The sequence below is a fragment of the Cypionkella sinensis genome, from assembly GCF_042646385.1.
In the GTDB taxonomy this organism is placed as follows: Bacteria; Pseudomonadota; Alphaproteobacteria; order Rhodobacterales; family Rhodobacteraceae; genus Cypionkella; species Cypionkella sinensis.
Genome location: NZ_JBHRTO010000001.1, coordinates 2,542,314 through 2,554,553, shown reverse-complemented (window position 1 = coordinate 2,554,553; position 12,240 = coordinate 2,542,314). Strand labels below are relative to the sequence as shown.

The window sequence follows — 12,240 nt, the reverse complement described above, 5'->3', positions numbered from 1 at the left end:
TTCCATTGTTTTATAAGGATTCCGATGTAGAGATGGTGGATTTTCTCGCCGAGTAACAAGGCAATGCAAAGCGACCTATTCTTGGCGATAAGATAAAAACTGCCCATTGGATGGCTTTTTTCAATTTGGCTCTAAAGGTTAGGCCGGTCCACAGACCGACCCGCAAAAACAGGCTGCTTTCAAATCGCCTTACACGCCCGCCTGCGCTGCACAGAGGGGCCTTCTTCTCTGAAAATCCGGTAGAGCTGCTTTTCGTTCATGATCATGCCCTTGCGCTCCAGCATGATGCCCACACGCAGATAACCGAAGCGACGGCGCTTCTCGGCGATCTTGTGCATCTCTTCACCGATTTCCGGGTTGTCGGGTGTCCGAGGGCCGAGTGCGGGCGTTCGGTGTTGTAGTCGGTCACCCAAGCCGTGATCAGATCACGGGCATGGGCGAGGTTGCGGAACAATGTCTCGTTCAGAAATTCGTCCCGCATCCTGCCGTTGAAACTTTCGACGAAACCGTTCTGCATGGGCTTGCCCTGCGCGATGTAGTGCCATTCGATCTTGTGCTCGGCGCACCATTTGAGGATCGCGTTCGAGGTCAGTTCCGTCCCGTTGTCACTGACGATCATGCCGGGTTTACCACGCCGTTCGATCAGCGCTGTCAGCTCGCGGGCCACGCGGCGTCCCGAGATCGAGGTGTCCTGGATCGCGGCAAGGCATTCTCGAGTGACGTCGTCCACCACGTTCAGCATCCTCGGCGGGCACATCGTCAGTTTCGCCCACATCATCCGCTTCTGTGACACAGCCTATATGCTCAAAGCGCAAGAGATCATTGCCCGCAGGCCTCTGACACTGAGTGACGCCCCGGTGTCAATCACCGCACCCGACACGGCGCAGGTCGGCAGCGATGTGACAATCACCTGGGTTGGGCCGGGTGCCCATCTCGACAACATCCAGTTCTATCGGCAGGCAGATAACGAACGCTTTGACTATGGCTATGTCGCAGGTCAGTCCGAGATGACATTCAGAATGCCCGATGAGCCGGGCGTTTTTGAGTTCCGCTATGTGTTTCTGGACAACGAAACGGTTCATAGTCGCCCGATTACCGTGACACTCGAAAAGGTCGACGCCGCGCCAGCCATTGGGCCAAGCTTTTTGCCAGTGGTGCTGTCGGTTCCCGCCGCCTTCTCAGGGGATCCGATCCTGTGGTCAGCCGAGCCGCTGGACCCCCAAGCCGGCGCCCCAGAGGCGCTGGCCATGCCCGACCCCATAACGGGGTCTTGGACCGCAGAGCTTTACCCCGGTCGCTGGCGTATCCACGCCGAGGTGATCGCCGGGCGAAGCTTTGGTGCAGAAATCACCGTGACAAATGCAAAGGGTCAAACATTTGAAATCCCGCTGACACCCATCGAAACCATCGGCATGGTCGAAAATGTCCCCGCCGCTTCTGGTCCGGTGCCGATCTGGATCAAGGGCCAGTATGACGGCATTTTCACCCGCTGGCAGGCCACCCCGGTCAGCGGCCAATCCTCAGAGGTGCTGGGCACGGACTATCAGCCGCACGGTTGGAAAACCGCGCTGGATCCGGGACGCTGGGTGATTGAGGGGTTTGCTGAGGGGGGCACTGGCCATCTCTATGCTGCGGCGTTGAATGTTACTCCCGATGCCTCGGTCGATGTGACCCTGCTGCGCACCGCCAGCGCAGCGCAAACTGCACTGACTTTGCCAAACGGCGAACCCGCCGCAGCACATTGTCTGGGCGATGTGCCTTGCTCTGTCACTGATAGCACCGGCGGTTTGCGCTATATTCTGTTGCCGGGTTGGGCGGCCAGTGCGGCGCTGGTTTATGAAACCGCAGGCGGAGCCACCGCCAAGGCCGCGTCGGTAGAGTTCTATTCTGGCACGCCCTTGCAGGTGATGGCCGCGCTGAACCCGCGACAATGGGATGTCGCCATAGGGCCCTGCACCGATTCCGCCCTTGGCCCGCTCTGCTCCGCCAAAGACACCGATAAAGCCGCAGTTGTGTTGCTGAAATCCTCTCTGCGCGCGGTCGCGTCTGCATCGGGCATCCCCGGCACCAAACTGAATCTGAAACCAGAGGTCGCCGGCGCTTTGCGCGCAAAATTGAACGGAGAAAAGTGATGCGAACCCACCTCATCATTGCCGGACTTCTGACGCTTGTTAGCTTGACACAGCCTGCACACGCCGAAGCGCGCATCCTCTTCGCCAATTGTGGCGATGCGGGCTGCGCCTGCAAGCTGTCCATAACAATGAGCGAGTATGAAGCGCTTGTCGGCAGCCCGGCACCGCCCGGCGCAGAGAACATGGTGCTGGTCGAGAAAGACAATGACTATATCTGGAGCAGCGCAAGCGTCGAAGAAGTCGACGCGTCCTATGGCGGCGATGGCGTTTGCCCGATTGAGGTGTTCACCATCATCCCAGAAGACGGCGCATGGCGCGGATCGGTGCGCGTACAAGAGATAAAGGGCTGCTTGCCGCAGGTTGCGGACATGGTGCCGCCGCTGGTGGATGCGATGGGCAGTGTCAAACAGATCACATGGGGCGGCAAGTTTCACCCTGGCAAATTCGCCCTCAGCACCGCGCCAGATGGCATTCGCTGGACCGAACGCAGTCCTACTCAGTTTGACGGGGTTTTCCCTGTTCCGGCCAATGGCACGCTGGATGTCAAGGTCACCGCAACCGCCACACTCACCGCCCCCGATCGCGCCGAGGCAACAATGGCACTGCGCCTTGCAGCTGCATCGAAAAAAGATGCTGCGGCGCTTGCTCTGCTTGGCATGGCTGACTGCAAGGTGGACGCGGTCTATGACTTTGAAAGAGTGGCACCTTAGAGATTTGCAATTTATGCGCTTGGCATTTCGCACTTATCGCGCGGCTTCGCGCAAAGTTCTGACCCTCATCTGAACACTTGAATGGCTGTTCAGGGCCAAGGCTGTGAAGCATTCAGATTCCTGGCTGTTGATTTCCACCCCGTAGTGACCCGGGTATGCGTCCGCCACCGCAGAAACGCATGCGTTCTCGAAATTGGGGGTCTGAGCTATTCCTAACCGGCGGTCGAACGCGGTAGTTTGCCTGTGCCGAGATGCCCGTTGCCCTCAAACAGGTCAATTTCACGCCGATGGCAATTCTTCGGCGACGGTGGCGAAGGGGTCATTTTGGGAAGTCTCTCAACGCATTGATATATATATATTAAAAAAATTCAAGATTAACCAAGCTGTGGGCGCTGATTGCCTCGTCCCTCACCACCAAGATAGCTGTTTCCAGCGGCTTTATGGCTGCCGTTTCATCCCCAGATATTCGCCACCGCGCAAGATTTTCGAAAATCTTGTTGACACAAACATGAGTCTGATAATTACTAAACCGATCAGTAAAAGATTTCGACTCAAATCCAAACGCCAAAGGAGAAACCGCGATGATGCAAGAACGGATCGAGGGCAAATGGCTCGCCGCCTTCCGTCGCGTGTTGGCGCTGAACGGCATCGGTCGCGGCACCCCCATCGCCATCCTGTGCGAAACCCAATCGCGCCCGGTGCTGGTGCATCTGTGCGAACTCGCGGCCTATGATCTGGGTGCCGAGTTTTGCATCATCACCATGCCGACCCCGCCACAGAACGCGCCGGTCCCGGTCAAATCCACCGGCACAAGCTGGGCGATCCAGCAGAACCGCGCTGTGATCGAGGCTTTGAAACTGGTCGAAGTCATCGTCGATTGCACCGTCGAAGGCCTGATCCACGCCCCCGAATGGCCCGAGATCGAGGCAGCAGGCCGCACCCGCCTGCTGGTGATCACCAACGAACACCCCGAGATTCTGGAGCGCACCGAACCCCGCGCCGAACATGGCCCCAAGGTCGCCCTTGGCACCCAGATGCTGCGCGAGGCATCCGAGATGCACGTCACCTCTGCCGCGGGCACCGATCTGATCATTGATCTGCGCGGCGCGCCCTGTGGCGGCACCGCAGGCTTCGGCACCAAGCCGGGTGACGTGGCGCATTGGCCCGGCGGCCTCTGCCTTGCTTTCCCCGGCAAGAATGCGGTGAACGGGCGCATCGTGATGGACGTGGGCGATATGAACCTCACGTTCAAAACCTACCTGACCAGCCGCATCGACTGCACCGTCGAGAATGATTTCGTCACTGCCATCAAAGGCGACGGCATCGACGCCTTGCACTTCCGCGAATACATGGCCGCCTGGGATGATCCCAACGCTTACGGCCTTAGCCACGTCGGCTGGGGGATGAACCCGCACGCCCATTGGATCAGCGCCGCGATGTATGACAAGCGCGACATGCAGGCCGTCGAATTCCGCGCTTTGCCCGGCAGTTTCCTGTGGTCCACCGGGGCCAACCAATACGCAGGCCGCTACACGCTCGGCCATTTTGATCTGCCGATGCGCAACTGCACCATCGCCCTTGACGGACGCATCGTCGTCAAAGCGGGCGTCCTTCAAGGCGAACTCGCGCTGTAAGCGCAACGGAGAAAACCCATGAGCACGATTGCCGACTACTACGACCTCACCCGCATCCGCCCCGAAGTGCAAGCGGTGCTGAACCGCCTCAATGAGATGGGCCCCACCTTCGCCGCCCGCGCCAAGGCCATAGACGTGGAAGCCAGCTTTCCGGTGGAAAACTACAAAGACCTCGCTGCTGAAGGTTTCCTGACCCTGACCGTTCCCACCGAATTTGGCGGCCACGGTTTTTCCTTGGGCGAATACGCGATGTGCGGCGCCGAGATCGGCAAATACTGCGGTGCCACCGCGCTGACCTTCAACATGCACAACTCGTCGATGATGTGGTCGCGCTTCATGTATGAACTGCCGAACCTCACCGACGAAGACCGCGCCGCCTTCGCGCCCCTGCGCGAACGCCAATTCCGCCGCGCCGTGGCCGAGCAGGGCATCTACTCGCAACCCATTTCCGAAGCAGGCCAGAACTGGACCTCCAAACCCGCCCAAACCAACTGCCGCAAGGTGGATGGCGGCTGGGTGATCAACGGCTTCAAGAAATTCGCCAGCCTTGCAGGCTATTGCGACTATTATTCCATCGTCTGCACCGAACATTTTGAAGGGCAGGAACCCCGCCACGAAGACACCATGATCTTCGTCGTCCCGAAAGAGGCCAAGGGTCTGACCGTGCAAGGCTCGTGGGATCCGCTGGGGATGCGCGGCACCAACTCCCGCGATCTGGTGCTGAAAGATGTGTTCGTCTCGGAAGACGATCTGATGATGCCGCGCGGCCTGTTCATCAAGACCCTGCCGCATTGGCCGCATATGATGGCGACCCTCAGCCCCACCTACATGGGCCTCGCCCAAGGGGCCTATGACTTCACCGTCGCCTATCTGCGTGGCGAGGTCGAAGGCCAGCCCGCCGCCGACCGCCGCATGTTCGGCACCAAACGGATCACCGTGGGCAAGATGTATGCCCGTCTGGCCAACATGCGCGCGCTGTGGTGGCAGGCGTTTATGGAGGCGCAGGGGATGCCATCGAAAGCGCAAGTGCTGCGGATGTATGCAGCACAGTATAACGTCATGGAAGGCGTGCAGGAAATCGCAGCTTTGGCCATCCGCACCTGTGGCGGCCAGTCGATGCTGAAATCCATGCCGCTAGAGCGGATGTATCGCGACAGCCGCTGCGGCGCGTTGATGCTGCCCTATACCTCGGAAATCATGGAGGATTATCTGTCTGTCCTCACGCTTTACGACATGGACGAACTCGACAAAGCCCCCGGCGATGAAGGCGGCGCACGCTCGTCGCTGTGGCGTGGCGAGTCCGGCTCGCTCAAGGGCTTGCGCTAAGATGTCCCGCGAAACCGTTCATGTGATGGGCCGGACCCCTGCCGCCCCCGACGCCGTCTGGGCAGTGGCGCGCGATTTCTGCGGCGCATGGCACCCCGGCCTTGCCACCATTGCGGCAGAGCGCAGCGCCACCGGCGCTGAAATCCGCCGCTTCACCGCCCATGGCGAGGACACAGTGTATCGCGAGCAACTGATCTACCGCTCCGACAGCGACCGCACCCTCGCCTACACCCATCTCGAAGGCATCCGGGGTGCCGACCGCTACACCGCGCGTCTCACGATTTCCCCCTCTGCCGCAGGCTCGGTGATCAACTGGAGCGCGGAAATCGTCGCCCCCCCGACCCGCGCCGCCGAAATCGCCAATGGCACCAAACCAATTTTCGAGGCAGGCATCGACGCGCTTTCCACCGCGACCACCGCCCTGACCACACCTGAACCGACCCTCCCCGATGCGCCGCTTGAAACCCGCATCCTGCCCGGCACCCCGCAACTCGCCCTGACCCACACCCCCGCGAAACCCGGCCCGCTGATCCTGTTCCTGCACGGCATCGGCGGCGCGCGCGGCAACTGGAATGCCCAACTGCGCGCCGCAGGCAACCTTGCCCAAGCCGCAGCGCTTGATTTGCGCGGCTATGGCGACAGCACCCTCGGTTTCCGGCAATCCACCATCGACGACTATTGCGAAGATATCCTGCGCGTCATGGCCGCTTTCAACGCCGAGAAACTCATCCTCTGCGGCCTCTCCTATGGCTCGTGGATCGCCACCAGCTTTGCCATGCGCCACCCCGACAAACTCGCGGGTCTGGTCCTCTCCGGCGGCTGCACCGGAATGTCCGAGGCTGGCCCCGAAGAACGCGAAGCCTTCCGCGTCAGCCGCGAAGTCCCCCTCGATGCAGGCCAGACCCCCGCCGATTTCGCCCCCGCCGTGGTCAACGTCATCGCAGGCCCCAATGCCTCCGACACCATCCGCGCCGAACTTCTGGCCTCGATGTCCGCCATCCCCGCCGCCACCTACCGCGATGCCCTGCGCTGCTTCACCAACCCGCTGGAGCGTTTCGATTTCGCGCGCCTCGCCATGCCCACCCTGCTGATGACCGGCGAACACGACCGCCTCGCGCCCCCAACCGAAATCCGCGCCGTCGCAGGCCGCATCACCGACGCCGCGCCCTTGCCCGATGTTCGGTTTGAGGTGATTGCGGACGCAGGCCATGTCTGCAACGTCGCCCAGCCCGCCGCCTACAACCGCCCCCTGCTGCAATTCCTCCGCCGGGTGCTGGCATGAGCGCGCTGCCGCAACGCGAACTCAACCGTCTCGCCAAACAGCGCCGCATCCTCGACGCGGCCCTGTCGGTCTTTGCCGCCGAAGGTTATTCCGGCACCTCGATGGATGCCATTGCCGCCAAGGCCGCCGTCTCGAAACCCACGCTTTACCAATACTTTGGCACCAAGGAACAACTGTTCACCGAGATCATGCTGGCCGAGCGTAACACCATGCTCTTGGCCTTCGATCACCCCGGCACCGACATGGTCGCCGAACTGCATCACTTCGCTTGGCACTACGCCGATACCGTCATGCGCCCCGAATTCCTCTCGCTTGCCCGCCTGATCATCGGCGAGGCGCAACGCTTCCCCGAGATTGGCCGCGCCTACCAAGCCGCCGGGCCAGACCGCGTTCTGGCCGGGATGATCACCTACCTGACCCGCCAGCGCGATGCCGGAAAGCTGACCTTCGACGATGCCGAACTCGCCGCCGAAGACCTCTGGGGCCTGATCCTGTCGGCCCCCAGAAACCAGGCCCTGCACCTGCCAGATCGGATCCCGACAAAGCCCGAACTCGCCCGCTACATCCACAACGGCCTGCGGGTGTTCCTGAAAGCCTATGCCACCGACCCGGCCAAAGATCTGGCCCAACTTCAAACCATCACGGGGACAAAATGAGCCTGCAAGCCTTCCTTGACGACGAGTCCAGCCGCTTTGCCACCGTCGCTCTGGTCGATACCAACGGCCTGCTGCGCGGTCAGATGGTGTCCCGCCGCAGCCTGAACGGCATCCTGAAATCCGGCATGGGCATGGCCCCGGCGCAGCTTGCCCTCGACCCCACCGATGAAATGCTGGTCATGCCCGGCGTCACCGACGGCACCAGCGATTTCCATGATGATCCCCTGATCGTCGACCCCACTTCGGCCCGCCGCATCCCGTGGGCGCGCCCCGGTCATGACCTGCTTTTGCTCACCCAATACTCCGGCGACACAGCAGCCCTCTGCCCGCGCTCGATCCTGAAATCCGTGCTCGACCGCGCGAGCGCCCATGGTTTCACCCCGAAATACGGCATGGAACTGGAATACACCCTGTTCGATGAGACCCCCGAATCCGCCCGCGACAAAGGCTATCGCAACCTGAAAACCGCCACCATGCACGCCAGTCACGATCTGATCCTGTATCAAACCGTGCAGCAGGAATGGTATGAGGCGGTGTCGGATATGTGCGGCCCGCTGCGCATTGACCTTGCCAAGATGCACGAAGAAATCGGCGGCGGCTTTATGGAGGCCTGCATCGGCGCGGGTGAAGGGTTAGAGCCTGCCGACCAGTTGGTGCTCTTGAAAAACTTCATCCGCGCGCTGGCGATGCGGCAAGGCCGCTGCGTCACCTTCATGCCGCGCTGGACAGAGGATGCCGACAGCCAGTCGATCCACGTCCATATCTCGCTGAAAGACGCCGCAGGTAAGCCGATCTTCTACCAAGACGGCGCAAAGAACGGCATTTCCCAAACCTTCCGCCATTTCATTGGCGGCCTACAGCGCTACATCGGCGACATGACCTTGATCTGCCAGCCCACGGTAAATTCTTACCGCCGCTTCGCCCCCGGCACCTTCGCGCCGCCGGGGCTGACCTGGGGCTATGAAAACCGCACCACCTGCTTCCGCGTGGTCGGCCATGATGCAGGCAGCCTGCGGGTCGAAAACCGCCTGCCGGGGGCCGATACCAACCCCTACCTCACCGCCGCTGCAACCATCGCCGCAGGCGTTGCAGGCATCATCGAGAAGATCGAGCCCGAACCCGAAGTCATCGGCAACGGCCATAACCTTGAAGGCGACCGCCCAGATTTCGCCCGCTCCATGCCCGAGGCGATCGACCGCCTGCGCAATTCCGCCTTCGCGCGCGATTGGCTTGGCCCCCGCTTTGTCGAGGCCTTTGCCGCCACCCGCCAAAGCCAATACGACCAATTCCGCAAGAAAGTGCCCGACGTCGAACTGCAACGCTTCTTTGATCTGGGGTAATTTATGACCGACCTGCGCCACCACTTCATCGAAGCCATGAGCCGCGCTTCCACCTTCGTCTCGGTGATCACCACCGATGGCGAGGCCGGTCGCTTCGGCGTCACGGTGTCGTCGATGACTTCGGTTTCCGCCGATGGCGCAGGCCCGTCGCTTCTGGTCTGCGTGCATCACCTCTCACCCGCCGCCACTGCGATTCTGCGCAACCGCGCCTTCTGCGCCAACCTGCTGAGTGCGGCGCAACAGGCCACCTCAGACCTGTTCTCGGGCCGCCAGCGCCCGGAAGGCGACCGCTTTGATGCGGTGAACTGGCATCCGGGGCAGGGCGGCCAGCCCGTGCTGACCGAGGCGTCCGCCAGCTTTGAATGCAGCCTGAAAACCGCGCTGCTCTGGGAAACCCATTACATCATGGTCGGTGAAGTCAGCGCCGTTGCGCTGACCGATAACCACGATGCCCTGCTCTACGGCCAACGCGCCTACAAACGCGCGGTGCATATCCCTTAATCTTAGGGCGGATCGACATTCATCCTACGCAATCTGGCGAAGGCCATCGCCTTCGCCACGCGAGGCAGGTGCCGCTGAAACCGCCGGGCCTCCAAGGCCCGGCCAGCGCCCGACCCGCCCATGGCGGGCGCTTCTCGCCCGCCGGGTCGGGCACCGGCCTCAAGTGGTTTATCGTTGATGTGATTACAGGGTGAAACCGCGCGCACGGGCGGGGAAACGCAATGCGTTTCCTGTCTCCGCCCGCACTTTCGCTGCACGCCAGCGGGTGCCTGTTAATCAGCCTTAGACGAGAAAGGCCGATCCACTGGATCGGCCTTCCCCCTTAATGCTCGGCCACCTTGCCGCGCGTCTTATACAGGCTGAACCCCACACCAGCGGCCAGGATCGCAAAGGTCACACCCAGCGACCAGCTCGGCGGGAACTTTTCCAGCCCCATCCAATCGGCCACGAACACTTTCGACCCGATGAACACCAACAGCAGCGACAGCGCGTATTTCAGGTAAGCAAAGCGGTGCAAGATCGCCGACAACGCGAAGTACAAAGCCCGCAGACCCAGAATAGCGAAGATGTTAGAGGTATAGACGATGAACGGGTTGGTGGTGATCGCGAACACCGCAGGCACCGAATCCACCGCGAACACCAGATCCGCAATCTCGATCAACACCAGCGCCAGAAACAGCGGCGTGATATAGCGCAAACCGTCACGCTTCACGAAAAACGCGTTGCCCTCCAGCCCTTCCGTCACCCGCAGATGCCGCTTCAGAAACCGCAGCACCGGGCCATCGACCGAGTGGTTGCTTTCATCCGTGAACAGCATCTTGATGCCGGTAAAGATCAGGAAAGCGGCGAACACATACAAAAGCCACGCATATTCAGCCACCAGCGTCGCACCCAGACCAATCATGATGCCGCGCAACACGATCACGCCCAGAATACCCCAAAACAGCACCCGGTGCTGATACATCCGCGGAATGGCAAAACTGCTGAAAATCAACGCGATAACAAACACGTTGTCCATCGCGAGGGTCTTTTCCACCACAAACGCCGTCAGATACTGCGCGGTGGCTTCCGATCCCATCTGCCAATAGACAAAGCCCGAAAACGCCACACCCAGCGCGATATACACCGCCGACAAGCGCAGGCTTTTCGCCACACCGATCTCTTGGTCGCCGTTGTTGACCAACCCAAGGTCAGCCGCCAGCAGCACCAACACGATGGTGATAAAGGTCAGCCACATCCAGATCGGAGTGCCCAAAAATAGTGAAGTGATAATGTCCATACTGTCCTCTGTTTTGCACAAACGCCAGAAGTCAGCCAAAGCACACGGGCATGACATCGAGCGCACTCGATGCGATCCGACATCACGATGAAACATCGTCAGAGGGGCCCGTCTCGCCCTCCACAGTTAGGGTGGCATGACCGGGGTTCAACCCCTTGCGCCGAAAAATCTCACGCCCGCGTGAAGGCTTTCGGGAAAAACGCCGCCGCCACGTCCAGCAAAGTCTCCAGCGCCTCATCGACGCTGTAAGGCTCGGCCTGCGTCACCAGATCCATCCACAAACCCTCGCTCGCCACCCGGATCGCCCGCGCCACCCGCACAGGCTTGCCCGCGGGCCCCAGCAGCGCCGCGCACAATCCCTCCAGCCGGGTGACATATTCGGCATTATTCGCGCCGCATTTCTCTTGATAGAGCGGCCGGCTCTGCGCCTCGCCCCAAAACGCACACCACGCCGCCAGCCGCTGTGGCGTGCACAACTCTGCCGTGAAATCGGCGCGGATCAGCGCATCCAGTTGCGCGGCAGGATCGGGCGGAGCCGCCGCCAGTGCCGCCTGCCAGTTCTGCACATATTCATCGGCCAGATACGTCAGCGTTTCGGCCAGCAACAACTCTTTCGACTGGAAATGAAAGTTCACCAACCCATGCGACAGCCCGGCCTGCACCGCCACATCGCTCATCGTCACCCGCGCGTAACCCTTGATCGCCAACACCTCGATGGTGGCCTCGATCAGTTGCACGCGCCGGGCCTCACGCGACAGTTTCCGCGGCGGTTTGGTCATTCAGTAGGCTTCCGTCGAAACAGGCACACCCAGCGCCACCGCCTCAAACACCACCCTCAGCCCCGCACGAGAGGGCGAGCAGCACATCACCCCGGCATCCACAGTCAGTTCCGGTGGGAAATACGCCAGCCGCAGCATCTTCCACGCATCCGCTTCCAGATACTGCACCCAGACCGCATCGCGCACCCGCGTCAGCCGCAGCCGCAATCGGCCATCAAACCGCGGCAGCGGCATCTGCGACCAATCCGACATGCCATTGGTCACGACAACCGCCAGATAGGCCACGCCGCCGACAAACTCGATCCCGCATTTCACCCAATGCGTCGCATCGGCCCTTATCATCAATCCGGCCTGATCATACTGCTGCGAGAAATCCGCCCGCAGCGTGGTCTCAACACTGAACTCCGCAGGCGCGGGCTGGTGCAGAAAGTGCCCATTGTGGTGCTGAAAGCCGTAATAGGTGCCGTGCCAGAAATCGGTCTGATCACCCGTTGTCACATGCAACGCGCCACCCTTCAGCGCCACCGCTGCCGGAGGGTTCAGCCACTGCAACCTATCCCAGTCCATCGCAAACTCCGCCAAAAGGGGTAAGACGTCACGC

General features: G+C 61.1%; 11 protein-coding genes and 2 pseudogenes. 8 read left to right on the top strand and 5 right to left on the bottom strand.

The window, feature by feature from the left end:
- Window positions 1–188: 188 nt before the first annotated feature.
- Together ACFOGH_RS12845 and ACFOGH_RS12840 are read right to left on the bottom strand one after the other, a co-directional pair.
- Window positions 189–371: pseudogene (locus ACFOGH_RS12845) on the bottom strand (IS3 family transposase); the annotation flags it as partial.
- A pseudogene (locus tag ACFOGH_RS12840) lies at window positions 359–745 on the bottom strand (integrase core domain-containing protein); the annotation flags it as partial. The pseudogenes ACFOGH_RS12840 and ACFOGH_RS12845, both read right to left, overlap by 13 nt.
- Between ACFOGH_RS12840 and ACFOGH_RS12835 the strand changes: the two are divergent.
- The 8 genes from ACFOGH_RS12835 to ACFOGH_RS12800 all read left to right on the top strand — a co-directional run bounded on the left by ACFOGH_RS12835 (window position 717) and on the right by ACFOGH_RS12800 (window position 9,581).
- Window positions 717–2,132 carry a hypothetical protein gene (locus tag ACFOGH_RS12835; protein ID WP_380074022.1) on the top strand — a complete coding sequence of 472 codons (1,416 nt, stop codon included), beginning with the start codon at window positions 717–719 and terminating at the stop codon, window positions 2,130–2,132. The pseudogene ACFOGH_RS12840 and the gene ACFOGH_RS12835 overlap by 29 nt on opposite strands.
- The gene (locus ACFOGH_RS12830; protein ID WP_380073465.1) at window positions 2,132–2,842 is read left to right on the top strand and encodes a hypothetical protein; all 711 of its coding nucleotides are present in this window, start codon (window positions 2,132–2,134) and stop codon (window positions 2,840–2,842) included. Before ACFOGH_RS12835 ends, ACFOGH_RS12830 begins: the two co-directional genes overlap by 1 nt.
- 581 nt (window positions 2,843–3,423) lie before the next feature.
- Window positions 3,424–4,476, top strand: coding sequence for a peptidase M29 (locus tag ACFOGH_RS12825; protein ID WP_380073464.1), 1,053 nt, complete (start codon window positions 3,424–3,426; stop codon window positions 4,474–4,476).
- Window positions 4,477–4,494: 18 nt separating this feature from the next.
- The gene (locus ACFOGH_RS12820) at window positions 4,495–5,802 is read left to right on the top strand and encodes an acyl-CoA dehydrogenase family protein (protein ID WP_380073463.1); all 1,308 of its coding nucleotides are present in this window, start codon (window positions 4,495–4,497) and stop codon (window positions 5,800–5,802) included.
- 1 nt (window position 5,803) lies between these two features.
- Window positions 5,804–7,084 carry an alpha/beta fold hydrolase gene (locus tag ACFOGH_RS12815; protein WP_380073462.1) on the top strand — a complete coding sequence of 427 codons (1,281 nt, stop codon included), beginning with the start codon at window positions 5,804–5,806 and terminating at the stop codon, window positions 7,082–7,084.
- Window positions 7,081–7,740: a TetR/AcrR family transcriptional regulator gene (locus ACFOGH_RS12810; RefSeq protein ID WP_380073461.1), complete on the top strand. Its 660-nt coding sequence runs from the start codon at window positions 7,081–7,083 to the stop codon at window positions 7,738–7,740. Before ACFOGH_RS12815 ends, ACFOGH_RS12810 begins: the two co-directional genes overlap by 4 nt.
- Window positions 7,737–9,080 (top strand): glutamine synthetase family protein, encoded by a 1,344-nt coding sequence (locus tag ACFOGH_RS12805; protein ID WP_380073460.1) that lies wholly within the window; start codon window positions 7,737–7,739, stop codon window positions 9,078–9,080. The genes ACFOGH_RS12810 and ACFOGH_RS12805 overlap by 4 nt, the downstream gene beginning before the upstream one ends.
- A 3-nt stretch (window positions 9,081–9,083) precedes the next feature.
- Window positions 9,084–9,581, top strand: a complete 498-nt coding sequence (locus ACFOGH_RS12800) for a flavin reductase family protein (protein ID WP_380073459.1) — start codon at window positions 9,084–9,086, stop codon at window positions 9,579–9,581.
- Between the two features lie 322 nt (window positions 9,582–9,903).
- Here ACFOGH_RS12800 and ACFOGH_RS12795 read toward each other — a convergent pair whose 3' ends face one another.
- From ACFOGH_RS12795 to ACFOGH_RS12785, 3 genes are all read right to left on the bottom strand, one after another.
- A complete protein-coding gene (locus ACFOGH_RS12795) occupies window positions 9,904–10,860 on the bottom strand; it encodes a TerC family protein (RefSeq protein ID WP_380073458.1) in 957 nt (318 codons plus the stop codon).
- Between the two features lie 170 nt (window positions 10,861–11,030).
- On the bottom strand, window positions 11,031–11,639 hold the full coding sequence (locus tag ACFOGH_RS12790; RefSeq protein ID WP_380073457.1) for a TetR/AcrR family transcriptional regulator: 609 nt from the start codon (window positions 11,637–11,639) through the stop codon (window positions 11,031–11,033).
- On the bottom strand, window positions 11,640–12,206 hold the full coding sequence (locus tag ACFOGH_RS12785; protein ID WP_380073456.1) for a DUF1349 domain-containing protein: 567 nt from the start codon (window positions 12,204–12,206) through the stop codon (window positions 11,640–11,642).
- Window positions 12,207–12,240 lie beyond the last annotated feature (34 nt).

Bases quoted from the DNA above. Each gene is read 5' to 3' on its own strand.
- ACFOGH_RS12815 (WP_380073462.1), top strand. From the start codon at position 5,804: ATGTCCCGCGAAACCGTTCATGTGATGGGCCGGACCCCTGCCGCCCCC.
- ACFOGH_RS12790 (WP_380073457.1), bottom strand. From the start codon at position 11,639: ATGACCAAACCGCCGCGGAAACTGTCGCGTGAGGCCCGGCGCGTGCAA.
- ACFOGH_RS12810 (WP_380073461.1), top strand. From the start codon at position 7,081: ATGAGCGCGCTGCCGCAACGCGAACTCAACCGTCTCGCCAAACAGCGC.
- ACFOGH_RS12820 (WP_380073463.1), top strand. From the start codon at position 4,495: ATGAGCACGATTGCCGACTACTACGACCTCACCCGCATCCGCCCCGAA.
- ACFOGH_RS12800 (WP_380073459.1), top strand. From the start codon at position 9,084: ATGACCGACCTGCGCCACCACTTCATCGAAGCCATGAGCCGCGCTTCC.
- ACFOGH_RS12795 (WP_380073458.1), bottom strand. From the start codon at position 10,860: ATGGACATTATCACTTCACTATTTTTGGGCACTCCGATCTGGATGTGG.
- ACFOGH_RS12830 (WP_380073465.1), top strand. From the start codon at position 2,132: ATGCGAACCCACCTCATCATTGCCGGACTTCTGACGCTTGTTAGCTTG.
- ACFOGH_RS12805 (WP_380073460.1), top strand. From the start codon at position 7,737: ATGAGCCTGCAAGCCTTCCTTGACGACGAGTCCAGCCGCTTTGCCACC.
- ACFOGH_RS12785 (WP_380073456.1), bottom strand. From the start codon at position 12,206: ATGGACTGGGATAGGTTGCAGTGGCTGAACCCTCCGGCAGCGGTGGCG.
- ACFOGH_RS12825 (WP_380073464.1), top strand. From the start codon at position 3,424: ATGATGCAAGAACGGATCGAGGGCAAATGGCTCGCCGCCTTCCGTCGC.